This is a genomic window from Sphingobium sp., from assembly GCF_033795625.1.
Classification (GTDB): Bacteria; Pseudomonadota; Alphaproteobacteria; order Sphingomonadales; family Sphingomonadaceae; genus Sphingobium.
Genome location: NZ_JARYGI010000002.1, coordinates 153,536 through 174,667 on the forward strand (window position 1 = coordinate 153,536; position 21,132 = coordinate 174,667).

General features: G+C 60.7%; 25 protein-coding genes and 1 pseudogene. 15 read left to right on the forward strand and 11 right to left on the reverse strand.

The features are described from left to right. Positions 1-36: 36 nt before the first annotated feature. Positions 37-927 (reverse strand): metallophosphoesterase, encoded by an 891-nt coding sequence (locus QHC67_RS01845; protein WP_319290325.1) that lies wholly within the window; start codon positions 925-927, stop codon positions 37-39. 70 nt (positions 928-997) lie between these two features. On the opposite strand from QHC67_RS01845, the gene QHC67_RS01850 reads away from it, so the two are divergent. Both QHC67_RS01850 and QHC67_RS01855 read left to right on the forward strand, forming a co-directional pair. Then, the gene (locus QHC67_RS01850; RefSeq protein ID WP_319290327.1) at positions 998-1,909 is read left to right on the forward strand and encodes a diacylglycerol/lipid kinase family protein; all 912 of its coding nucleotides are present in this window, start codon (positions 998-1,000) and stop codon (positions 1,907-1,909) included. A 95-nt stretch (positions 1,910-2,004) separates the two neighbouring features. After that, on the forward strand, positions 2,005-2,169 hold the full coding sequence (locus QHC67_RS01855) for a hypothetical protein (RefSeq protein WP_319290329.1): 165 nt from the start codon (positions 2,005-2,007) through the stop codon (positions 2,167-2,169). A gap of 15 nt (positions 2,170-2,184) precedes the next feature. On the opposite strand, the gene QHC67_RS01860 is transcribed toward QHC67_RS01855, so the two are convergent. Beyond that, positions 2,185-2,841 carry an alpha/beta hydrolase gene (locus tag QHC67_RS01860; protein ID WP_319290331.1) on the reverse strand — a complete coding sequence of 219 codons (657 nt, stop codon included), beginning with the start codon at positions 2,839-2,841 and terminating at the stop codon, positions 2,185-2,187. A 139-nt stretch (positions 2,842-2,980) separates the two neighbouring features. Between QHC67_RS01860 and QHC67_RS01865 the strand changes: the two genes are divergently transcribed. The 4 genes from QHC67_RS01865 to bla all read left to right on the forward strand — a co-directional run bounded on the left by QHC67_RS01865 (position 2,981) and on the right by bla (position 6,438). Continuing rightward, positions 2,981-3,988 (forward strand): cysteine desulfurase family protein, encoded by a 1,008-nt coding sequence (locus QHC67_RS01865; RefSeq protein ID WP_319290333.1) that lies wholly within the window; start codon positions 2,981-2,983, stop codon positions 3,986-3,988. Further along, positions 3,985-5,115 (forward strand): cysteine desulfurase family protein, encoded by a 1,131-nt coding sequence (locus QHC67_RS01870; RefSeq protein WP_319290335.1) that lies wholly within the window; start codon positions 3,985-3,987, stop codon positions 5,113-5,115. Before QHC67_RS01865 ends, QHC67_RS01870 begins: the two co-directional genes overlap by 4 nt. Continuing rightward, positions 5,112-5,447: a 2Fe-2S iron-sulfur cluster-binding protein gene (locus tag QHC67_RS01875; RefSeq protein ID WP_319290338.1), complete on the forward strand. Its 336-nt coding sequence runs from the start codon at positions 5,112-5,114 to the stop codon at positions 5,445-5,447. Before QHC67_RS01870 ends, QHC67_RS01875 begins: the two co-directional genes overlap by 4 nt. Positions 5,448-5,517: 70 nt before the next feature. Next, positions 5,518-6,438 (forward strand): class A beta-lactamase, encoded by a 921-nt coding sequence (gene bla / locus QHC67_RS01880; RefSeq protein WP_319290340.1) that lies wholly within the window; start codon positions 5,518-5,520, stop codon positions 6,436-6,438. Positions 6,439-6,872: 434 nt separating this feature from the next. Here bla and QHC67_RS01885 read toward each other — a convergent pair whose 3' ends face one another. Together QHC67_RS01885 and QHC67_RS01890 are read right to left on the reverse strand one after the other, a co-directional pair. Beyond that, on the reverse strand, positions 6,873-7,250 hold the full coding sequence (locus QHC67_RS01885) for a DUF5615 family PIN-like protein (protein WP_281823171.1): 378 nt from the start codon (positions 7,248-7,250) through the stop codon (positions 6,873-6,875). Beyond that, on the reverse strand, positions 7,247-7,888 hold the full coding sequence (locus QHC67_RS01890) for a DUF433 domain-containing protein (RefSeq protein WP_281823172.1): 642 nt from the start codon (positions 7,886-7,888) through the stop codon (positions 7,247-7,249). Before QHC67_RS01890 ends, QHC67_RS01885 begins: the two co-directional genes overlap by 4 nt. A gap of 198 nt (positions 7,889-8,086) precedes the next feature. Between QHC67_RS01890 and QHC67_RS01895 the strand changes: the two genes are divergently transcribed. Next, positions 8,087-9,640: a recombinase family protein gene (locus tag QHC67_RS01895; RefSeq protein ID WP_319290349.1), complete on the forward strand. Its 1,554-nt coding sequence runs from the start codon at positions 8,087-8,089 to the stop codon at positions 9,638-9,640. A 65-nt stretch (positions 9,641-9,705) separates the two neighbouring features. Here the strand turns inward: QHC67_RS01895 and QHC67_RS01900 are convergent, their stop codons facing one another. The 4 genes from QHC67_RS01900 to QHC67_RS01915 all read right to left on the reverse strand — a co-directional run bounded on the left by QHC67_RS01900 (position 9,706) and on the right by QHC67_RS01915 (position 11,249). Next, a complete protein-coding gene (locus QHC67_RS01900) occupies positions 9,706-9,891 on the reverse strand; it encodes a hypothetical protein (RefSeq protein WP_319290353.1) in 186 nt (61 codons plus the stop codon). Between the two features lies 1 nt (position 9,892). Beyond that, entirely contained in the window at positions 9,893-10,240 is a 348-nt protein-coding gene (locus QHC67_RS01905; RefSeq protein WP_319290356.1) for a hypothetical protein, read from the reverse strand. A gap of 62 nt (positions 10,241-10,302) precedes the next feature. Then, a complete protein-coding gene (locus QHC67_RS01910) occupies positions 10,303-10,716 on the reverse strand; it encodes a hypothetical protein (protein WP_319290358.1) in 414 nt (137 codons plus the stop codon). A gap of 80 nt (positions 10,717-10,796) precedes the next feature. Beyond that, positions 10,797-11,249, reverse strand: coding sequence for an Lrp/AsnC family transcriptional regulator (locus QHC67_RS01915; protein WP_319290360.1), 453 nt, complete (start codon positions 11,247-11,249; stop codon positions 10,797-10,799). A 126-nt stretch (positions 11,250-11,375) separates the two neighbouring features. On the opposite strand from QHC67_RS01915, the gene QHC67_RS01920 reads away from it, so the two are divergent. From QHC67_RS01920 to QHC67_RS01950, 7 genes are all read left to right on the forward strand, one after another. After that, positions 11,376-12,599 carry a thiamine pyrophosphate-dependent enzyme gene (locus QHC67_RS01920; RefSeq protein ID WP_319290362.1) on the forward strand — a complete coding sequence of 408 codons (1,224 nt, stop codon included), beginning with the start codon at positions 11,376-11,378 and terminating at the stop codon, positions 12,597-12,599. Position 12,600: 1 nt separating this feature from the next. Then, entirely contained in the window at positions 12,601-13,617 is a 1,017-nt protein-coding gene (locus QHC67_RS01925; protein WP_319290364.1) for an alpha-ketoacid dehydrogenase subunit beta, read from the forward strand. Next, positions 13,617-14,909 carry a dihydrolipoamide acetyltransferase family protein gene (locus QHC67_RS01930; protein ID WP_319290366.1) on the forward strand — a complete coding sequence of 431 codons (1,293 nt, stop codon included), beginning with the start codon at positions 13,617-13,619 and terminating at the stop codon, positions 14,907-14,909. The genes QHC67_RS01925 and QHC67_RS01930 overlap by 1 nt, the downstream gene beginning before the upstream one ends. A 4-nt stretch (positions 14,910-14,913) precedes the next feature. Beyond that, entirely contained in the window at positions 14,914-16,320 is a 1,407-nt protein-coding gene (gene lpdA, locus QHC67_RS01935) for a dihydrolipoyl dehydrogenase (protein ID WP_319290369.1), read from the forward strand. Positions 16,321-16,553: 233 nt separating this feature from the next. Then, positions 16,554-16,844, forward strand: a complete 291-nt coding sequence (locus QHC67_RS01940; RefSeq protein ID WP_319290371.1) for a YlcI/YnfO family protein — start codon at positions 16,554-16,556, stop codon at positions 16,842-16,844. Further along, positions 16,841-17,176 carry a hypothetical protein gene (locus tag QHC67_RS01945; RefSeq protein ID WP_319290373.1) on the forward strand — a complete coding sequence of 112 codons (336 nt, stop codon included), beginning with the start codon at positions 16,841-16,843 and terminating at the stop codon, positions 17,174-17,176. The genes QHC67_RS01940 and QHC67_RS01945 overlap by 4 nt, the downstream gene beginning before the upstream one ends. Further along, on the forward strand, positions 17,167-17,382 hold the full coding sequence (locus QHC67_RS01950) for a hypothetical protein (protein WP_319290375.1): 216 nt from the start codon (positions 17,167-17,169) through the stop codon (positions 17,380-17,382). Before QHC67_RS01945 ends, QHC67_RS01950 begins: the two co-directional genes overlap by 10 nt. An 81-nt stretch (positions 17,383-17,463) precedes the next feature. On the opposite strand, the gene QHC67_RS01955 is transcribed toward QHC67_RS01950, so the two are convergent. The 3 genes and pseudogenes from QHC67_RS01955 to QHC67_RS01965 form a co-directional block, all read right to left on the reverse strand. After that, positions 17,464-18,201: an RES family NAD+ phosphorylase gene (locus tag QHC67_RS01955; protein ID WP_319290377.1), complete on the reverse strand. Its 738-nt coding sequence runs from the start codon at positions 18,199-18,201 to the stop codon at positions 17,464-17,466. Beyond that, complete coding sequence (locus tag QHC67_RS01960) at positions 18,194-18,877, reverse strand: antitoxin Xre/MbcA/ParS toxin-binding domain-containing protein (RefSeq protein ID WP_319290379.1); 684 nt, start codon at positions 18,875-18,877, stop codon at positions 18,194-18,196. Before QHC67_RS01960 ends, QHC67_RS01955 begins: the two co-directional genes overlap by 8 nt. Before the next feature lie 169 nt (positions 18,878-19,046). Then, positions 19,047-19,607: pseudogene (locus tag QHC67_RS01965) on the reverse strand (integrase); the annotation flags it as partial. Positions 19,608-20,020: 413 nt separating this feature from the next. Between QHC67_RS01965 and QHC67_RS01970 the strand changes: the two are divergent. Next, positions 20,021-21,112, forward strand: a complete 1,092-nt coding sequence (locus QHC67_RS01970) for a hypothetical protein (RefSeq protein ID WP_319290381.1) — start codon at positions 20,021-20,023, stop codon at positions 21,110-21,112. Positions 21,113-21,132: the final 20 nt, after the last annotated feature.

Consider the following 21,132-nt stretch of genomic DNA (forward strand, 5'->3'; position numbering starts at 1 on the left):
GCTAACGTCAATTTGTTTCGGCCAAGATACTGGGAATCAAGCCGCCGCGGTTCGCACCCCAGTGGTGGTTTCCGCTGCACCGGCTGCCTTCCCATCGGACATGGGATGCGAGGTCCAGTTCTCTCCGTAGAAATCATATTTGACATGATTTCCCCGCTGAAACCCTGCGCCGTCCCAGACCGCCACCTGAAGCTCTATCTCGTTGTGATGGTGGACGTGGAGCCAGTTGAAGCTTTGTGGTTGCTCATTGCGCAGGCGTGTGGATGTGGCCGTTCCTGCCTGTATTATCAAAGACTTGCCGGCATTTTCCACCATCTTGCGCGCCGCCTCCGCGTATGTCTGGTGAAAGTGTCCGGCCAATGCAATGTGCACGCCCGCTTCGCAAACTGCCTTGATTGCATCTTTATGGCGACCGACGGCCTCGCTCAATTCTCCGCCTTCGCCGATCGGCATTGCGAAGAGGGGATGATGAGTGACCAGGATGCGCGTCTTCCTGTCGGCGACGGTCGCGAACCGTTCGTGAAGCATCCGCAGTTGCTCGTGATTGAGCCTGCCGTCCTTGAAGGTGAGGGACCGTGCGGTGTTCAGCCCCAGGACCGCCACCTCATCGTTTTCGAACCAGGGGCAAAGATCGTTGCTGATGTAGCGCTTGTATCGGTCGAGGGGCGCTGCGAAGCGTCGGACGACGTCGTATAAAGGCACGTCATGGTTGCCGGGCACCATCAGCAGCTTGAACCCCGACGCGCGAAGGCGATTAACATAGGCCGAGGCTTCGCGGAACTGATTGACGCGCGCTCGTTGCGTGAAGTCGCCGCTGATGATGACGAGGTCGGGTTGCTGCTGCTGTAACCAAGCCTCCGTTGCTGCCACGATTTTCGGGTCGTTCGCGCCAAAGTGAACGTCGGAGAGATGTGCGATGCGGGCCATGGGCGTTCAACTGTCGAAAAGGAAACTGGTTGCCGGGGGATCGTCTGATGCAGTCATGAGTTGTTCTGCCATGCCAACAAAACCGCTCCCGCGCGAGGCTGCGCTCATCGTGAACGCACATTCCCGCAAGGGCGAGGCATTGTTTCATCAGGCCAAGGAGAAGCTTGAGGCAGCGGGCATGACGCTGCTTGCGGCTCATGCGGTCCGCGACCCTTCGCGATTGAACGATGTCGTTCGAGACGCCGTGGCAAGCGGCGTGCCCATGGTGATCGTCGGAGGCGGCGACGGTTCGATGTCCGGCACGGTCGACGAGGTGGTGGGCAGGGACTGCGTGTTCGCCGTATTGCCCTTGGGGACGGCGAACAGCTTTGCGCGGACGCTTGGACTTCCGCTGGATATCGACGGAGCGGTGGACGTGATCGCGAGCGGAGAACGCCGCCGGATCGACCTCGGCATGATCAACGGGGATTATTTCGTGAACGCCGCCTCGATTGGACTGTCGCCGATCATCGGCGATACCGTGCCGCATAAATTGAAGCGCTATCTCGGCCGCATCGGCTACCTGCTTTGGGCGCTGAGATGTTCGATAAATTTTCGGGCGTTCAGGCTCATCATCGGCGAAGGCGACAGTGAGCGCCGGATGTGGTCGACTGAGGTCCGTATCCTGAATGGCAATTATCACGGCGGTGTCCAGCTCTCGGAACATGCGGATGTCGACAGCGGCCGGATCGTGATTCAGGCCGTCGTCGGCCGCAGCCGTCTGAAACTCGCGGTGGACTGGTACACCAAGTTCTTTAAACTGCGGGAGCGGAATGCGCATACCGAGGAGTTTACGGGCCAGTCCTTCACACTCGATACGCGGCCGCGCCTCCGTATCTCCATCGATGGCGAAGTGCTTGCTTCGACTCCGGTTACGGTGAAGGTGGCGCCTCATGCAATCGACATCGCGGCTCCACGGCCAGAGGAAGCGGAAGCGCGCTGACTAAGGCTCCTACTTTTCACGGCCCGTAACCTGCGCTAGGGCCGACCAATGCTAGACATACGCCCATTTTTTCCGATCACCACGCCCACAGTCCTATGAGCGGAACGATCCTTTCCGTACTCATGCTCGCCGGGATCGCCCTGACAGGTGGCGGTATATACATGCTGACGACCGGGCGTGATCGCAAACAGGGATGGCTCATGATCGGCGCAGGCGCCGTCATGTTCGCCAATGTCGCAATCTGGGCCGTGCCACTGTGAACGTCGGCGATAGCCTCAGCGAATAGGTGAGTCCGGCGACAGCCGCATGTCGAGATAGTTGTCGACCGACTTCATCAACTGATCCAGTTCATGTTCGAAAAAGTGGTTCGCGCCACGGATTTCGTCATGATGGATGGTAATGCCCTTTTGCGTACGCAGCTTATCGACCAGTTTCTGCACCGCGCTTGCCGTCACGACTTCGTCGTTGGTGCCTTGGACGATGATGCCGGAAGAGGGGCAGGGCGCTAGGAAGCTGAAATCGTACATGTTGGCGGGCGGCGCGACGGAGATGAAGCCGCGGATTTCCGGCCGGCGCATCAGCAACTGCATCGCGATCCACGCGCCGAAGGAGAAACCGGCGATCCAGGTCGTCTGCGCTTCGGGATGGAAGCTCTGCACCCAATCGAGCGCCGAAGCTGCATCGGACAGCTCACCGATGCCATTGTCGAACGTGCCCTGGCTGCGGCCGACGCCGCGGAAGTTGAACCGCAGCACGGCAAAGCCGCGCTTTACGAACGTCTTGTAAAGCGCCTGCGTGATGCGGTCGTTCATCGTGCCGCCACCCTGCGGATGCGGGTGCAGGATCATGGCGACGGGCGCGCGCGGGCGGGGCGGGGGGCTGAAACGCCCCTCCAGGCGACCTTCGGGGCCGGGGAAAATCACGTCGGGCATGGCGCTCTGCTCTTATAGTCTGGCCGTTGCGGTCGGCAGGCACGGGATCGGCCTGCTTTCGCCTGTGGCTATGGCGGGTTTGCCGCCTATATAGATGCCGCGCCCCTTTTCGCAATCAATGAGTGTAACACGACCACCGATGCCCGCCCCGGACCGCCTTTATCTGGATCACGCCGCAACCACGCCGATGCTGCCGCAAGCCATGGCGGCTATGGTGGACGGCATGACGCGCTGGGCCAATCCGTCGAGCCCTCACGCCGATGGCCGTGCAGCGCGGGCTGTTCTGGAGGAAGCACGCGGGAGAATTGCCAAGGCGCTAGACTGGCCAGGGCACATCCTGTTTACCTCAGGCGCCAGTGAGGCAATCTCCATCGCCTTGACCCGTGCCAAAGCTGAGCGCGTCGCAACGTCATCGGTGGAGCACGACGCCGTCCTGCGTGTGACTCCCTCGGCCTTTCGGTTGCCCGTCGATTCCGACGGCATCGTCGAGGATGTCGCATCTGACGCACTGAACGCAATCCAGCAGGCCAACAATGAGACCGGCGTCATTCAGCCTTTGGAGGGCGTCCCCCTACTTTTCGCGGATTGCGCGCAGACGGCGGGCAAGTTCCCGCTGCCCGACGCAACTATGATCGCCATCAGCGCGCACAAGTTCGGCGGGCCACCTGGCGTCGGCGCGCTTTTGATTCGGGACCTCACGTTGATCCATCCCTCTGGCGGGCAGGAGCAGGGCTATCGGGCGGGAACCGAGAACCTGCCCGCGATCCTGGCTATGGCAGCGGCACTGGAAGCACCCCGCGACTGGTTGCACACGGCGATTAAATTGCGGGCTCAGCTTGACGAAGCGATCGTAGCTTCCGGAGGGGAGGTCGTAGCCGCCCAGTCGCCACGCATTCCGACGATCGCCAGCTATCGAATGCCCGGAGTCTCAGCGCGCGCACAACTCATCCGCTTCGACATGGCGGGGATATCGGTGTCTGCGGGCAGCGCCTGCTCGTCCGGGACCCTGAAGGGCAGCCATGTGTTGAGGGCCATGGGCTGGGAAGAAAAAGCCGCAGGCGAGGTCATTCGCGTCAGCTTTGGCCCACAGACGACTACCGGGGATGTTGACCGCTTTGTCACCACCTGGCGGAACATAGCGGCATGATCTACCTCGATTATCAGGCGACTACTCCGCTGGCACCCGAGGCGTTCGAGGCCATGGTGCCGCTGTTGCGCGATCATTTCGGCAATCCGCACAGCACGCACAGAGCGGGTCGTCAGGCGGCCGCGCAGGTAGAGCTTGCTCGCGATCGCATAGGTGCTGCGATGGGGCTGCCCCCAGGCCAGATCATATTCACCTCCGGCGCGACCGAAGCGCTCAACATTGCCATCAGCGGCATGGCCCAAGGCGCGCCGCCCGGCCGCCGCCGGATCGTGACGCTTGCTACCGAGCACGCCGCGGTGAGGGACACCGTGTTGGCGCTTGAAGGAAGGGGCTTTGAGCCTGTCCTGCTTCCGGTGCGGCGTGACGGCTTGGTGGATCTGGACATTGCCCGCCTGGCGATCACGCCCGACACCGCTCTGGTGACTGCCATGCTCGTCAACAACGAGATAGGCGTGATCCAGCCCGTCGACGCGCTTTGCCATTTGGCGCGCGCGGCGGGCGCTCGGTTCCTCTGCGACGCTGTACAGGGATTTGGCCGCGCCGCATTGCCGCAAGAGGCCGACGCCGTCGCGATCAGTGCACACAAGATTCATGGGCCCAAGGGTGTTGGCGCGCTCTGGCTGCGAAATGGTCTGACGTTGCCGCCTCTGCTCCACGGGGGCGGGCAGGAAGGCGGGCTCCGATCGGGAACTTTATCGCCGGCGCTTTGTGCCGGCTTCGGCGTTGCGGCCGACCTCATGCAGCGTCGCCGCGAGGCCGATGCTCACCATGTCGAAGAACTTTGGCAGAAAGCGCTGAAACTGTTCGAGGGATGGGCCGTCAATGGAAGCCTCGAACAGCGATATCGCGGCAATGTGAGCCTGCGACGGGATGGCGTGGACGGCGCGCGGCTTCTCTCGGACTGCCGTGACATCGCCTTCTCGTTAGGCTCCGCGTGCGCAAGTGGCTCTGGTCGCCCCAGTCATGTCTTGCAAGCGATCGGGCTATCGGACAAAGAGGCCAGGGGATCGGTGCGGATCGGCTTTGGCCGCTATACAAGCGTCGGCGAGTTAGAGGATGCAGCGGGGGCGATCACGCAAGCGGCGGAGCGGCAACTCCATGTCGCCAACGGAGCGCACGAAACATGACGAAAGTCACCTTCATCAGCGCTGACGGCAAGAAGCGTCAGGATGTGGACGCTCCGGCAGGCGCGATCCTGCTCGATGTTGCGCAGAACGCCGGACAGCCGCTTGAGGGCACGTGCGAAGGACAGATGGCCTGTTCGACTTGCCACGTGATCGTGTGCGCAGATGACTTTGGGCAACTACCGCGTGCCACCGACGCCGAGGAAGATATGCTGGACCTTGCAGCCGCCGCCACCCGAACGAGCCGGCTCTCGTGCCAGATTGTCCTGAGTGCGGCTATACAGAGCCTCACGGTGTATATTCCTAGCCAAAGCCATGACATGCGGGGCATGTAGCTGTCTTCGAAAGATGTTTCGGTCGTACATTTCATGGACAATGTAGGCCGGCGTTGGGCATAAGCGCGCGATGCGTTTGAAGTTCCTCCTCGCCGCGACCTTGCTCCTTGGTACAGGCACAGCGTCACTGAGCCAGTCCGCGCCGCGCCTGAAGCTCGATTTTCTTGAGACGGCAACCAAGCCTGTCCAGGTGAAAAATCCGCGACAGATAGAGGATGCGACCGGCGGGCGGCTTGGGATTGCGCTTGTGGATGCGCAGGGAAAGCTCATCCTGGGCTTCAACCGTGAAGAGCGGTTTGCAATGTGCTCGACATTCAAGGCGCCTCTCGCTGCCGCCATTTTGGCGGGCGCCGACAAAGGCCGCTACAGCATGGACGATACTTTGCCGATCCGCCGCTCCGATGTGCTGGAACATGCTCCTGTAGTTGAAGCTAACATCAAAAAAGGCAATCTCTCTATCGCCACGCTAGCCAAGGCAGCGGTGGAGGTCAGCGATAACAGCGCTGCGAATCTTCTGCTCCCGCTGGCGGGCGGGCCTGAGAGGCTGACGGCATTTCTCCGGGCGCATGGCGACACAGTGACACGCCTGGATCGCAACGAACCTGCACTTAACGAGAATGCCGTGGGCGATGAGCGCGATACCACCAGCCCATTGGCGATTACCACCGTCATGGCGCGTCTGCTGTTTCAGGATTTACCCGCGCCCGCTGCCGCGCAACTGCGAGGCTGGCTGGAGGGAAGCACTACGGGAGGAGCACGCATTCGTGCGGGTTTGCCGCAAGGGTGGCGTGTAGGCGATAAGACCGGGAGCTGCGGAACGGCCTTCAACGACGTTGCGGTGCTACAATCACCTGCCGACAAGGATTATGTGCTGGCGATCTATCTGGACCGCCCGACCGTGGATGCAAAAAAAGCTGATGCTGCAATTGCCGAAGCGACCAGAGCGGCTATCGCCATATTGATCGAGGTCGAAAAGCGCGCTGCCCTATAGGGGGCAAGCCAGCCCTTTTTGTCTGGAGTAGTGGCTCCCATTTCAGGACACGTTTAAAACAATTTTGCTTTTCGCATCCTATGAGGCAAGAAAAACAATATCACGATTCCGAGCTTTATCAAGAAGATCCTTGTTCGTATGGTCAGATGAAGCTGCCGTTTTTGCTTCTGATGCTCCCCTCGCATCTCCACGAGAGCCCACGCACGGCATTCGGAAACGCGAACGTGATCGCGCCGAGCGTGTAAGGTCGGAGGGAGATCCGAAGCCATCCTTGAGAGAACGCGCTGTTGCCCTTGCTCGGAAAAGAGGTGAGGTTCGAACGAAGGATCTCACCGACATCGGCATTCCTCGCTGCTATCTCTCCCCGATGTGCAACGAAGGCTTGCTCGTGAAGGTCGGTCATGGCCGCTACCGTGCAGCACCCCAAAGTCGCCTCAAGGGCCGGGCAGATCGTAGCGGGTGAAGAGGATGTCCTGGCCGTCGATCGTGATCTCGATCACCTCGTTCAGAAGCTCTTCACCCTCCCTCAGTTCAGATAGCAACGCGTCGAAAAGCTCGCGCTGCTCGGCCGGTGGCACCTGAGGCACGACGATGATCAGTCCGGCGTGGACCTCTTCATGTGCATATAGCCGACGAAAGTCGGCGGCGTTGTTGGTCACGAAGGTGCAGTCGTCGGCAATGATGCGCGGCATCAGATCCCAGTCGGTCGTGCCACTCAGACCGAGCCAGTTGACGTGCCAGACCTCGTGATTGCGTGCCTGCGCCACCTCGACCAGCGAGGTGTGCAGGCACTCGTCGATCAGAAATCTCACGGGTGCGAGAGCGACGTGTCGCTGATTTTCGCCAACGGATCGCTGTCACGCTTGATCCGGCGCGATGATGTTGCCTTCAGCCCTTGATCGGCAAGCGACTTTGGCCGGCCACGCCGCGGATGGGCCGCAGCCCAGATCTCGGCGAGGTCAAGCTGCCGTGCGGTCAACTTGGGATAGCCTGACAGTATCTCGGCGTCGTCGGCTCCCTGAGCGCGCATGGCCGCGACCAGCCGAACCGGAATACGCGTACCCTTAAACACTGGCTCGCCCCCCATGGTGTCGCGCGACTTGACGACCATAGTTTCGGCCTCGCCCAGATCCTTCGTACGCTGGCCGATCTGCTTGCGTGCCTCGGCAACGTCGACAATCACCAGATTGTCTGCCCTGATCGTACGAGCCAAAGGGTTATCGTGAATCAGACCGAATAGGCGCTGCCTGCGCTCCTGCGACAGGATCGGGCCGATCTCGTGCCACAGCTTGAGTTGCAGCACATTTTCCGCCGTCAGCTCGCGCCGCTTGGAGGCGCGGATTGACACCTCGACAATGCGCTTGTCGATTGCATTGTTGACTGCCTTGAGTTCCAGTCCGCCGACGACAGCGGCCTCAGCAGGGGTGAATGCTCGCGTCAGCGCATTCATAAATTATCTCCTTCAGGAGAAGATATAATCGCTATCACGCCAAACGTAAAGATGCGCTCACCCAGGGCAGCGCGAGGGGGAGGAGGCATGTTTTTTCAAATCGTTTCGGTATCGTATTAACCTTTACTGCTCCAGAGACGCCCGTTCAACGGAAAGAATCTCAACAGGAGCAATGGGTTGGCAAGGCCGAGAAGTGCAGTGAGCCGTTACAAACACCGTAAGAACAATGATCATCATCTCAAGGTCCGCGAGGCGGTCCTATATGCACGGGTCTCTACGCCGGAGCAGCAGCGTGAAGGCTATTCGATTCCCGCTCAGGTCAAGCTGCTGGAAGACTATGCCGTGCTGAACGGTATCGCGGTGGTATCGAGCCATGTCGACGTGGAAACTGCCAGGAAGAGCGGTCGGACCGCCTTCGGCAACATGTTACGCTATCTGCGCCGGCATCCGGAGGTCCGGATCATTCTCGTCGAGAAGACCGATCGGCTCTACCGCAATCTGAAGGACTGGGCGACGATCGATGACCTCGGCGTCGAGGTCCATTTCGTCAAAGAGAATGTCGTGATGTCTGAGGGCTGCCGATCGTCGGAGAAGTTCGTCCACGGCATCAAGGTGCTGATGGCCAAGGCCTATATCGACAATCTTTCCGAGGAAACGCGCAAAGGGATGATCGAGAAGGCGCAACAGGGCCATTGGCCAAGCTGTGCGCCGATCGGCTATCGAAACGTCAGGGACGGGCAGGGGAGAAACGTCATCGCAGTCGATCCCGAGGCAGCGCCGATAGTGACGCGCCTGTTCGACTGGTACGCTACAGGCCTCTATTCCTTGAAGGAAGTGACGGGGATGGCTCGGAACGCCGGAATGCGGTACCGTCGGAGCGGCAGACCAGTCGGCGTCAGCACTGTTCATGGCATTCTGCGCAATCGCCTCTATGCGGGCACGTTTGAATGGCGGGGCGAGATTTACGCCGGGGTGCACGAACCCCTCGTGTCCAAAGACATTTGGGACGCGGTCCAGCAGACGCTTGACGAGCGGAGCAGCGCCAACATTCGCGCCAAGCCGCATTTCTTCCCATTCACCGGCCTTATCAAGTGTGGGCATTGTGGCTGCGCACTCGTCGCCCAGATGCAGAAGGGCAAATATATCTATTATCGCTGCTCCGGATTTCGCGGGCGGTGTCCAGAGCGTTTTGTCCGGCAAGAGGCGCTCGAGCAGCATTTTCTGAGTCTGCTCAGAAAACTTCGATGCGGGAGGGATCCGTTCCAGGATATCCGCAATGCAGTAGAGCCGGGTTGTCTGGAAAATAACGAGGCTGGGGCCAATGTGGCCTCCTTGCACCATCCGAGCGCAATGGCCGGCATGCCAGGGGCCTTGCTTGATGCCGGCCTGGCGCTGTTGGATATGGGGCGATGCTTACATCTGCGGCTGCCCGGCCTTCCCGATGAAATGAAGCGGCAGATGCTGGGCCTGGTTTTTCACCGATGCTCCTGGGCGAATGGTGAACTGACGGGCGCCTTCAATCCACCTTTCGACATCTTCGCGGGGCATCTGGCGGCCCGGGAGGGCACAGCATCGATCGGGCCGCTGCTTTCGGATTTGTTTCTCCGGGCAACGCCGGACGTTCGCCTCCTCATCGCTCGATACAATGCAATAGAACGGGTGCGGACGGCGGAGGACGATGGCGATTTGACCGAATCCGCATCGTATCAGGCTTGCCGTCGTCTTCCCGAAACCCAGCGTTTGGCGGCGTGATGTCTGCAGCCGCTGGCAAATTTGGTGACATAGGTCAGCGGTTCAATTGCTTGTCGCCGCGATCGCTATGCGGCGTAGCGACCATTGCCCAACCGTCGTGCCATGCCGATTCCGGCACGCGCGGCGAGCGCCAGCCGGTCTTCGGCGACGCTGATTGCCGCCTGCGCCGCCAGCGCGTCGACCCAGGCGGTCTGCACCTGCGCCAACAGGTCGAGCGTGCGCAGCCGGCCGCGCTGCTGCGCGAGGCTCAATTCAGACTGCGCGACGCCGGTTCGCGCCTCGCGCTTGCCGCCGCGCTCCCACGTCCGTTCGTAATAGAGCGTCGCTTGCGAGCGATCGACCGGCGAATTCCTCAAGATCGACCCCGACCACGGGACGGGGCCCGACATCCGCCTGGCGGACGCCGGCCTCGGCGGCGGTCACGCGGGCGCTGCTTGCCGGGGCGGTGGGATCGCCGGCGGCGGCGCGGGCGAGGACGTCGGAAAGCGATAATTCCTGCGCGCCGGCGATATCACCGGCGAACAGCGCGATCAGCGCCGCGCCGATCGCCAGCGCGCGGCGGGAGCGCGCGACGAAGCGCGCATCGGTGGATTGAAACATGGCAATGCGGTCTCACGAGCAGGCGTGTCAAATGACCGCGCCCGACCAGCGGACGCAGTGGCTTAGACGCTGGTCGTGCTGTGCTTGGGAGGTCGTTCGGGACCGTAGATCGAACGGCCGGGCAGCGCCCGATCGCGCGTTCGGCCATGGCGGTCGGCGCCAAGACCGGACTTCACCGTGTCGGCCGCGACCAGTGCCGGCAGGCCCCAACCGCTGTCGCTATGATGGTGGTGACCCGGCCCCGACTTATGGTCCGGGTTCGCGCCATCGTCCTGGTCGGCTGCGTCCGCATGATCGCCATGATGATGGTCTTCATCAAAGGCGATGTCGCTGAACGGCAGATGCGCGTGGCTTACCGTTCCGCCCGGCTGGTGCAGGATGCGATCGACGACACGACTTGCCGACCCGCCGGCGAACGCCAGCGCGAGCACGACGCACAGCATCGCGCACGCGCGCTTGAGTGAGAATCGGGCCAAACTATGCACAGCCACCAACCCTATCGACCGCCCCCCAGCCAGGCAAGGATGGCGTCCAACGCACAACCGCCATGCCCAAATCAGATCGGCAAAGCAGTCGTCATTTTGACGCATCCCAGCGCAAATCGCGAATTCACGGCGACAACGCCCGGGAGATGAAGCAATACCTTTTTCAGGAATGCTTCATATGTTTCAATGCTTTGCGTGACGATCCGGGCCATATAATCGCTTTCACCACTTACCGAGAAGCATTCGACAATTTCGGGCTGGCGCGCCACTGCCGCTTCCAGCGCGAGCAGTGTTTCCTCGTCATGTAGTCGAAGGCGTATCTCGGCGAAGACAGTGACTGCCAGCCCCAGTGCCTTCGCATCGAGCAAAACGACTTTGCCGGCAATGACACGATCGGCTTCCAGTTTCTTGATCCGCCGCCAGCAAGGCGTGTTGGATAACCCCACCCGCTCAGCGATTTCACTCGTTGAAAGATCGGGCTGGTCCTGCATGATGGCCAGAATGTTTCGATCGATGCGGTCCACGAAAGCGATATCCTAAAATTAGGCAAAAAGCGCCGTCACGATTGCGTGACATAGCCAATTTTCCGCGATTGAGAAATATTAATACCCTTAATGCGCACCTACCATAGCTGTCCTTACGGAGAGTATATGACCGACAACGGCCTCCCTTTGCGCCTGCACATCCCGCAACCCGTTGCGCGGCCCGGCGATGCCTCGCGGTTCGACTATTTGAGCTTCGCGCCTGGGGCGGCGGTGCAGCGGCCCGCATTCGACACGCCTGAGGCCGAGTTGCGAGAGTTCCCCTATGGCCTCGTGCGCGTGATTGGCGAGGAAAATGCCGCATGGGACCCGGGCCTTGATCCCGAGACGATGCGATCGGGTTTGCGGGCGATGCTGCAGACCCGCCTGTTCGAGGATCGAATGTTCCGCGCCCATCGCCAGGGCAAGACCAGTTTCTTCATTAAGTCGACCGGCGAAGAGGCCATTGGTGTTGCGCAATCGCTGGCGCTGGAACCCGGGGACATGTGTTTCCCCACCTATCGGGTGCAGGGGTGGCTCATTGCGCGGGACTATCCGCTCGAAGACATGATCAATCAGATCTATTCGAACGAAAAGGACCCTTTGAAAGGTCGACAGCTTCCAATTTTGTATTCCGCGCGCGACTATGGCTTTTATTCGCTATCAGGCAATGTCGGCAGCCGGTTTGGCCATGCAGTTGGTTGGGCCATGGCCTCCGCCTATAAGGGCGCATGCCATATCGCTTTGGGCTATATTGGCGAAGGAACGACAGCCGAAGGCGATTTCCACGAGGCTTTGACCTTTGCCAGCGTATACCGTGCTCCCGCGATCCTCGTGATCACCAACAATCAGTGGGCGATCTCGAGTTTCGCGGGGATCGCGGGTGCTGAGCAGACAACCTTTGCGGCCAAGGCGCTCGCTTATGGCCTGCCGGGGCTGCGCGTCGACGGTAATGATTTTCTTGCGGTCTGGGCTGCAACGAAATGGGCAGCTGATCGCGCCCGGGCCAATCTCGGCGCGACCGTGATAGAGTTTGTGACCTATCGCGTCGCAGGGCACTCCACGTCGGACGATCCAACCAAATACCGGCCAGCAGACGAGCCTTCCCACTGGCCGCTGGGCGATCCGATCGAGCGCCTCAAGGTGCACCTGATCGATATGGGTGAATGGTCTGAAGAACGGCATGCGCAACTTGAATCCGAGCTGACCGAGACACTGCGCGCTGCCCAGCGTGCGGCCGAGGCGATCGGGACGTTGGGGAAATCCAAGCCGAGCGTTGCCGAGATGTTTGAGGGCGTCTTCAAGGAACTTGACTGGCGCGCAATCGAACAGCGCCGCGAGATTGGAATCTGACATGGCGACGATGACCATGATCCAGGCGCTAAACTCGGCGCTCGATGTAAAGCTGGGCGATGACCCTGACACGCTGATCTTCGGCCAGGATGTCGGCTATTTCGGCGGTGTCTTCCGTGTCACCGACGGATTGCAAAAAAAGCACGGTATGCAACGATGCTTCGATGCTCCCATCAGCGAGGGAGGCATAATTGCCACGGCGATCGGCATGGGTGCCTATGGCCTTCGGCCTGTCCCCGAAATCCAGTTTGCCGACTATATCCTACCCGCGTTCGACCAACTCGTCAGCGAAGCGGCGCGGCTGCGCTATCGCTCGAACGGAGAATTCTGGGCGCCGATTACGGTCCGCAGTCCATATGGCGGGGGCATCTTCGGCGGACAAACGCACAGTCAGAGTCCTGAAGCGATCTTCGCACACATCACCGGCCTGAAGACGGTGATCCCGTCCAATCCCTTCGACGCCAAAGGGCTGTTAATCGCCGCGATCGAAGACGACGATCCCGTGATCTTCCTTGAACCCAAAAGGTTGTATAATGGTCCGTTCGACGGGAGGCATGATCAGGCGCTCAAGACCTGGGCAGGTGATCCGACAGCTGAGGTGCCCGAAGGGCATTACACTGTCCCGCTGGGCAAGGCCGCGATCGTTAGGCAAGGAAGCGAAGCGACGATTCTTGCCTACGGCACGATGGTACATGTCGCCAAAGCCGGGATTGCCGACAGCGGCGTCGATGCCGAGCTGATAGATTTGCGTTCCATCGTGCCGCTCGATGTGGACACAATCGTCGCATCCGTCACCAAAACCGGCCGCTGTGTGATCCTGCACGAGGCGTCTCGCTTTGGAGGGTTCGGCGGCGAACTGGCCGCTTTGGTGCAGGAGCGATGCTTCTGGGCGCTAAAGAGCCCCATCGAACGCGTCGCCGGGTGGGACACGCCGTATCCACACGCGTTCGAATGGGACTATTTCCCCGGCCCTGGACGTCTGGCGAAAGCGCTTATGCGTACAATGGAGAATCACTGATGGGCCGTTATCTGTTCCGGCTCCCTGACGTTGGCGAAGGGGTTGCCGAAGCCGAGATCGTCGTATGGCATGTTAAGCCTGGAGATACGGTCAAGGAAGACCAGAGTCTGGTTGATGTCATGACCGACAAGGCGACCGTTGACATGACTTCGCCGGTCGATGGGACCGTTACGGCAATTCACGGGGACATTGGCTCGATGCTGCCCGTTGGTTCGGTGCTGATTGAACTTGAAGTTGATGGGGTCGGCAATGCTGCGGCAATCACTGAAGAGTTGACGGCTCTGGCACCGAGCGTTTTGGCCGAGCTGAGCCCACCGGTAACCGATCCTCCTCCTGCTCTTCCTCCTTCTCCAGCAAAGGGAGAAGGCCGTGCACTGCCGCGTCGTCCTGCAGTCGCTGCTTTTGCCACGCGCGAGGAAGGCGACGTGCCGCTTGCGTCGCCGGCCACACGCGCAAGGGCTTTCGAACGCGGGGTTGCCCTGCAGTTTGTGCCTGGGACCGGACCGGGCGGGCGCATCACCGCAGACGATCTCGATGCATATCTGAAAAGTGACGGAGCGATATCCCTCGACGATGCACGTTACATCGCACGCGAAGGCGTACAGGAAACCAAAATCATCGGCCTGCGGCGGAAAATCGCAGAAAAGATGCAGGAGGCCAAGCGTCGTATCCCTCACATCGCCTATGTCGAGGAAACCGACGTCACCGAACTCGAAAAGCTTCGGCAGGACCTCAACGCGCACCGAAAGCCTGACCAACCCAAGCTTACGTTGCTACCCTTTTTCATGCTGGCGCTCGTCCGGGCGCTACCCGACTTTCCACATATAAATGCGCGATACGACGACGATGCCGGCATACTGCACCGCTATGATGGTATTCATATTGGCATCGCAACACAAACGCCGGGCGGCCTCATGGTTCCGGTGGTGCGTCATGCGGAGGCGCACGATCTTTGGAACCTCGCGCGGGAAGTGGCGCGGGTCAGCGCCGCCGCGCGCGCTGGCACCGCCGCACGGGAAGATCTCAGTGGTTCGACGATCACGGTCACCAGTCTGGGAACGCTTGGCGGAATTACGACGACGCCGGTGATAAACCATCCCGAGGTGGCAATTATCGGCCCGAACAAAATCGTCGAGCGACCGGTGATAGAAGGCAGCTTCGTGACTGTGCGCAAGATGATGAACCTGTCCTCATCGTTCGATCATCGTATCGTCGATGGCTATGACGCCGCTCTGTTTGTGCAGCGGTTGAAGCGGTTGATCGAGCACCCTGCGCTCCTCTTCATGGAATGATGCAATGACCACATCCTTTTCTCCCAAAGTGCTTGTCGTTGGCGGCGGTCCGGGCGGCTATGTAGCGGCAATCAGGGCCGGACAGCTTGGGATCGATACCATTCTGGTTGAAGCCGACAGGCTGGGCGGCACCTGTCTCATCAGGGGATGCATCCCGTCGAAGGCGCTGATCCAGGCCGCCTCGTTTCATGCCGAAATCACCGAGGCTGCGCGCACGCCCCGTTTTGGTATTGGGCTCACAGCGGCACCCACGCTTGATTTTGGCGTGACGGTTGCTTGGAAAGAGAGCGTGGTCGATCAACTGAGCGGCGGCGTTGACGGATTGCTGCGTAAAGCGAAGGTCAAGGTGATTACCGGCCATGCCGTTTTTTCAGACGCCAAGACATGCACGGTCGAAACGGCTGAGGGTGTCGTCACGATCCGCCCCGAGCATGTTGTCCTGGCGACGGGTTCGCTTCCGGTTGACCTCCCATTCCTGCCTTTTGGGGGCAAGGTGATTTCATCGACGGAAGCGCTATCGCTCCCGCGCGTCCCCCGATCGCTCGTCGTCGTCGGCGCTGGTTATATCGGCCTTGAACTCGGCATCGCCTTCCGAAAACTTGGCGCACAGGTGGCGATCGTTGAAGTAGCTGACCGCATTCTACCGCTTTATGATGCCAAGCTCACCGCCCCGGTCCTTCGCTGGTTGAAAGCGCATGATGTAGCGTTGTATCTTGAGGCACGCGCGGTGGGCGAAGAAGGGCAAGGGCTCGCGATCGAGACTATCTCGGGTGAACGGAAAATATTACCGGCCGACCAGATACTTGTCACCGTTGGCCGCAGGCCCAACGTGGCGGGCTGGGGGCTGGAGGCGATGAATATTGCCATGAACGGCCCCTTCGTTCGCGTCGATGACCGCTGCGCGACATCGACCACGAATGTGTGGGCGATAGGCGATCTCGTTGGTGAACCCATGCTGGCGCACAAGGCATCGGCGCAGGGAGAATGTGTGGCCGAGATCATCGCGGGCAAGACGCGGTGGTTCGCGCCACGCGCTATTCCTGCGGTCTGCTTCACCGAGCCGGAGATCGTAAGTGTCGGACTGTTGCCGCATGAGGTTCCCGCAGGGGTCGAGACGACCATCGGACAGTTCCCGTTTCTTGCCAATGGTCGCGCACTGTCTATGGAAGCAGGTAGCGGTGGTGGCTTCGTCCGCATCGTTGCGCGCAAAGCGGATCACCGTATCTTGGGCCTGCAGGCCGTTGGGGCTCACATTTCCGAATTTGCCGGAGAGTTCGCAACTCTGATCGAGATGGGGGCGGTCTTGGAGGATTTGGCCGGGATCATTCACGCGCATCCCACGTTGGGTGAAGCCATTCATGAAAGCGCGCTCGCTGCTATGGGGCACCCTCTCCACATTTCAGGGTCATGACGTGACGGAATTGATGACGCGCTGGCCGAATATGACGGCGATCCGAAGGTTGTTCGCAAGTTTGGCAGCGCGGGGGCCGTCTAATGTCGGGCCTCTGCGCAAAGCCAGCTTGGGCGACAAAATCTCCCGCTATAGGCAGCCACGCTGGTCAGTGCGCCATCGAAGTGTCGCCACCACGGTGATCTTGATTTTGTGGGTATATTGCCGTACACATTAGACGAAGGAGCATTGTCATGGTCGCGAGATCCCACGAGCGTCGCTCGGAACGGCTTGAGGTGCGGGTGCCGCCCTCATTGCACAACCGCGTGAGCCAAGCAGCGGCGTTGCGTGGTCAGACGTTGGCAGCGTTCGTCACGGCTGCGGTACAGGATGCCGCGCAGCGCGCGATCGAGGACGCCGAGGTAACGCGCCTGAATCGCGACGATTTCGCGACGCTGGCACGCGCGCTTGACACTGAGACGAACCCTAATCATGCGCTGCGCGCGGCCGCGGCGCGACACCGCGCGATTACAGGCCATGCGTGAGCGATGAGATCGACGTCCGGTTCGAACGGCTCGCAGCCGCGCACGATCGAAGTGCGTTCGCCTGTGAACAACCTTCGCTCACCGACTATCTATTAAAATTCGCAGGCCAGAACGAGCGCAGCGACATCGCGGCCTGCTTCGTCGCGCTCGCGCCGGACTCTGCAAGGATCCTCGGCTATTACACTATCTCGGCGCATGCGGTGCTGGCGAGCGAATTGTCGCCCGAGCAGAAGAAAGGCATGCCGGGCTACGACCGGATCCCTGCCTTTCTGATCGGCCGGCTCGCGCGCGATGTCACGATGAAGGGAAGGGTCTGGGCGAGTTGCTGCTGATCGACGCGATGGCGCGCCTGTGCTCGATTGAGGCCGCTTCGCGCATGATCGTCGTCGATCCAATCGACGAGAATGCCGGCACCTTCTACGGTCGTTATGGGTTCGCGCCGCTCGGTCAAATGGCGGCGCGACTTTACCTGCCGATGAAGGTCGCGCGCAAGGCAGTCGGCGCGGCCAGCCCGCCACGATCGGGATCAGCCGACTAGATTGCATTCAGTCCGGAAATTGCCGACCCATCCGACATCTAACAACCTAGTCCGGTCCTACTTCCGAACTGCGCAGCCCACCTATTTGCCGGTAATCTTGACGCCAATGCGAGATGCAAGCGTCACGACGTTTGCGTAGGTCGAGGCATCGGCCACGATATCGACTGAGGGCGCGTGGACGGTGAGCGGGCTGGGGCCGAGCCGGTCGCCGAACAAGACAACCGCCACGGCCCGATCATCCTGGCGCGAAATCCAGTATAGCCCCTGTATATCCGGGCACTGAGCGTGGATCGCTTCTGCCCATGCGCGCGTCTGCGGATAGATATTCTTCTCAGTCTCGATCAACTCACCGCGCTTGATCCCGAGCTTGCGCAGCGCCGTTGTCGTGAACTCGGCGAGCGTGAGATCGGCTACGGAAAGCACCTGGGAATAGTGATGCGCCTTGAGCTTGCGCTTGGCGTGCGTCTTGAGCCCGGGCGCGAAGGGGACATCGTGAAAGACCGTCTCCATGGCGGCGCAGTCAAAAGTCGTCCCCCCATAGATTGTCGGAATCGAGTTGCCCTTGGCATCGAGAATTGGACTGAAGCGCGCATTACCAGCTGGGCCAGGATTGAATTGGTCGGCTAGATATTTGTCGGGGTGAACCCGATGAATCATATCCGCCTTAGGCCAGGGAACCCGTCTCACCAGCTTGTTGAGATTTAGTGGCGGTGTCGGAATGGTGATCGGCACCGTAGCCGGGCCCACTGGAAGAGCCGAAGCGACTACGGGCGCGATGGCGGAAGACGCTGGCGCACGCGCGCCCTTCGCTCTAGCCATGCTGCACGCCGGCAATCTCGTCCTCGGCCGCGGCCAGCACTTGTCCCGGCTGGCTCTCGAGCAGGTCCATCGGCGTCCTGCCGCCGAGAAAACTGTTCACCGAGGCGAACCACGTCGCGATGTCCCACTCGTCCAGAGCATCCCCGAAGCGCGCGAGCACCAGCGCCAGGCCCTTGACTGGCCGATAGCCGGCGTCCGCGTCCAGCGCATAGCCTGGATAGTAGTCGTTGCCGCCTTGGCGGATCGCGAAAATCCGCCCCTCGCGCTTCCACTTATTGGGCTGGGCGCTGGCATTCTGGCCACTGAACCCAGCAAGCTTGGAGAGTTGAGACGCGGTCAGCCACTCGCCGGATTCAAGTACCGCCGTCCGTGCCTCCGCGTTCATCTGTGCCTCGTGGATCAGGTGCAGCGGCAACGGAATCGATGGAACCAGTGCGTCGACGATCTTGGCGATTGCGTCTTTTTCCTGCTTGCCTAATGTCGCTAGGACGAGCGGTGCAATGAGCGCTACCGCCTGGGCGAGCGCCTGCGCGAGTTTCGGATTTCCATGCGCAAGCGTCAGCGCGACGACCTGATCGTCGTCGCCCGCCTTTAGCCTTTTGCGCACTTCGGTTGCCGTGCCGGTCACCGTCTCAAACGAGACGGTGCTGAGGTCGCTGGGGTACGTCGTCGCCATCGCTTGTTCCGATCTGGATATCCCGGATATCGATATAGCATGATATTCCTAATATTCAATGCCGGTCACGCGAGGCAAAACGCAAAGGCTATCTGGGGGTATCATCTGGAGGCGGCATTCAGAGAAATTGGCAAAGGTTGGACTCCGGAAATTGCTTGTCGAACGTGGGTATGCGCACGCCAGAGGTCTCGAACTCGAGATCGGGCAACTGCATGCTCGCTATTTCAGAGCGGCGAAACGCACCCGCCATTCCCACGGCGAGGATCGCTCGATCCCGAACGGCCCGCAACCCATCACCCGCGATCGTCGCGAGCATGGCCTTCAATATCCCGGCCTCCGCTGGGGCCTTCTGATCTTTCTTCCGCGCATATTTCCGGCAAATGCCGGCCATCATCTGCGCAATGACGCCGGCGGCGTCGCGCGCGGTGGGCGAGGCAAGGCCCGCTTCCTTGTGGTGATGATTAATCGCGGCGACACGGCGTCCGATGGTAACCGGCGCAATGCCTGCCTCTGCCTCGACATGGGCGAACAGCGCGACGATGTCCGGATGGGCAGGCAACGCCTCGACATTGCGGGCATCACAGAAGTCGCAGAAACGCTCCCAGTCCGAGGCATAGGCTTTCTGGGTGGAACTGGCCTTCGACGCCGCCAGCGTGTCGCGCGCGCCCGCGATCTCCGCGAGGAGATCAGCCGGGAGGTTGGTCGACAATGGAAGCAGGTCGCGGGCCATCGCAGCGACCGTAGCGGAAGGCCCCCGCCATGCCAATTCCTATGTCCGAGAATCGCGTTTATCGGACACAGTGGCAGCCATCTACCTAGCTCTCTATGCGTATTCCCAGGTTTTCAGTCGATGAGGCTTTTCAACGAAACGCTGAAAGGCTCTCCCCCGTGAAAAGGGTGCTGTCACGCAAGCCCGCTGTACCGCACCAAGGGTGTGAAGGCTTGAGGCAGGATGGTCTGGATCGCCTTCCGTTGAACGGCCGGTAGCCTTCGTAGTGGTGACGAAGGCACTCAGGCCGGACCAGATGAGTCCTCTCTGGCAGACGCTAGTCCGCTTCCTACCAAAGCCTAAATCACTGCACACTGAATATGGACGTTATATCGTATATATGACAGAAGGCGGTTATTTGCTGGATAGGAAATATGCTAAAATTCGAACAGGAAGAGCAGGAGCTCCTTGATGGGCTTATCGACGCGATAGGGGATTTGCCGGAGGGGCAGGCCTGGATCGAAGGACGTGAGGTCGAGCTTAAGCCGCGCGGTGGCAAGGTTGATGCAATCGTCGATGCCATGATCGCCGGCCGTTCGCTCCAACTTCTGGTCGAAGCAAAGCGCGAAGCTTTTCCGCGCGACGTGCGCGAGGCGATCTGGCAGCTGCGCAATCATCTTGCCCATCACGCCGCCAACAATCGAGAAGTCGTTCCCTTCTTTGTCGCGCGGGCGATCTCGCCGGGCGCGCGCGACATTTTGCGCGAGGAAAAAATCGGTTTTTATGACCTTGGCGGATCGCTCTACATCCCTTCGCCGAACACCTTCGTTTACATTGATCGTCCGGTTCCCGCGAAGAGCAACAAAGCCTTCGGGTCCATCTTTCAGGGTCAGCGGGCTCGCGTCGTGCAGGAGATATTCGCGAGACACACTGCCTACGTTAGTGTCAAACAGATCGCCGAGGAGGCCGAAGTCTCGGCCGCGACGGCGTCGGACACGCTGCGGGAGATGGAACGCCGCGAATGGGTCGAGATCAAGGGCTCCGGACCCTCGAAGCTGCGCCGGTTGCGCGCGCCCGGGCTTGTGCTTGACGCATGGACCGCCTTCGTCGCCGACCAGAAGCCGGCAAAGCTGACGCGGTACTATGTGTCGAGCGCCGATACCGAGAGTCTTGCCCGCAAGCTCGATGAGGCCTGCCGGGACGCCGACGCCGCCTATGCTGTAACGGCAGAAGCCGCCGCGCAAGCTTATGCGCCATACCTGTCCAGTGTCTCGCAGCTGCGCTGTCGGATCGTACCCGGTCCGTCGCAGGATCGGGCGCTTGAGAGGCTCCAAGCGCGGCCGGTAACCGAAGGCTGGAACCTTGGGATCATCGAAACGAAAGCGCGAGGGGACGTGACCGTTGGGGAGCGCATCGATGGCGTCGCCCTCGCTCCTCCTCTGCAGGTCTATATCGATCTTCTGCAGGGCTCGGGTCGGGCCAAGGAATTGGCCGCGCACCTGCGCCAAGAAAGGCTCGATCGCTGATGGCCACCCTCGCCAGGAAG

Bases quoted from the DNA above. Each gene is read 5' to 3' on its own strand.
- QHC67_RS01845 (WP_319290325.1), bottom strand. From the start codon at position 927: ATGGCCCGCATCGCACATCTCTCCGACGTTCACTTTGGCGCGAACGAC.
- QHC67_RS01850 (WP_319290327.1), top strand. From the start codon at position 998: ATGCCAACAAAACCGCTCCCGCGCGAGGCTGCGCTCATCGTGAACGCA.
- QHC67_RS01855 (WP_319290329.1), top strand. From the start codon at position 2,005: ATGAGCGGAACGATCCTTTCCGTACTCATGCTCGCCGGGATCGCCCTG.
- QHC67_RS01860 (WP_319290331.1), bottom strand. From the start codon at position 2,841: ATGCCCGACGTGATTTTCCCCGGCCCCGAAGGTCGCCTGGAGGGGCGT.
- QHC67_RS01865 (WP_319290333.1), top strand. From the start codon at position 2,981: ATGCCCGCCCCGGACCGCCTTTATCTGGATCACGCCGCAACCACGCCG.
- QHC67_RS01870 (WP_319290335.1), top strand. From the start codon at position 3,985: ATGATCTACCTCGATTATCAGGCGACTACTCCGCTGGCACCCGAGGCG.
- QHC67_RS01875 (WP_319290338.1), top strand. From the start codon at position 5,112: ATGACGAAAGTCACCTTCATCAGCGCTGACGGCAAGAAGCGTCAGGAT.
- bla (WP_319290340.1), top strand. From the start codon at position 5,518: ATGCGTTTGAAGTTCCTCCTCGCCGCGACCTTGCTCCTTGGTACAGGC.
- QHC67_RS01890 (WP_281823172.1), bottom strand. From the start codon at position 7,888: ATGAATGCGCTGACGCGAGCATTCACCCCTGCTGAGGCCGCTGTCGTC.
- QHC67_RS01905 (WP_319290356.1), bottom strand. From the start codon at position 10,240: ATGTTTCAATCCACCGATGCGCGCTTCGTCGCGCGCTCCCGCCGCGCG.
- QHC67_RS01920 (WP_319290362.1), top strand. From the start codon at position 11,376: ATGACCGACAACGGCCTCCCTTTGCGCCTGCACATCCCGCAACCCGTT.
- QHC67_RS01925 (WP_319290364.1), top strand. From the start codon at position 12,601: ATGGCGACGATGACCATGATCCAGGCGCTAAACTCGGCGCTCGATGTA.
- QHC67_RS01930 (WP_319290366.1), top strand. From the start codon at position 13,617: ATGGGCCGTTATCTGTTCCGGCTCCCTGACGTTGGCGAAGGGGTTGCC.
- lpdA (WP_319290369.1), top strand. From the start codon at position 14,914: ATGACCACATCCTTTTCTCCCAAAGTGCTTGTCGTTGGCGGCGGTCCG.
- QHC67_RS01940 (WP_319290371.1), top strand. From the start codon at position 16,554: ATGGTCGCGAGATCCCACGAGCGTCGCTCGGAACGGCTTGAGGTGCGG.
- QHC67_RS01955 (WP_319290377.1), bottom strand. From the start codon at position 18,201: ATGGCTAGAGCGAAGGGCGCGCGTGCGCCAGCGTCTTCCGCCATCGCG.
- QHC67_RS01960 (WP_319290379.1), bottom strand. From the start codon at position 18,877: ATGGCGACGACGTACCCCAGCGACCTCAGCACCGTCTCGTTTGAGACG.
- QHC67_RS01970 (WP_319290381.1), top strand. From the start codon at position 20,021: ATGCTAAAATTCGAACAGGAAGAGCAGGAGCTCCTTGATGGGCTTATC.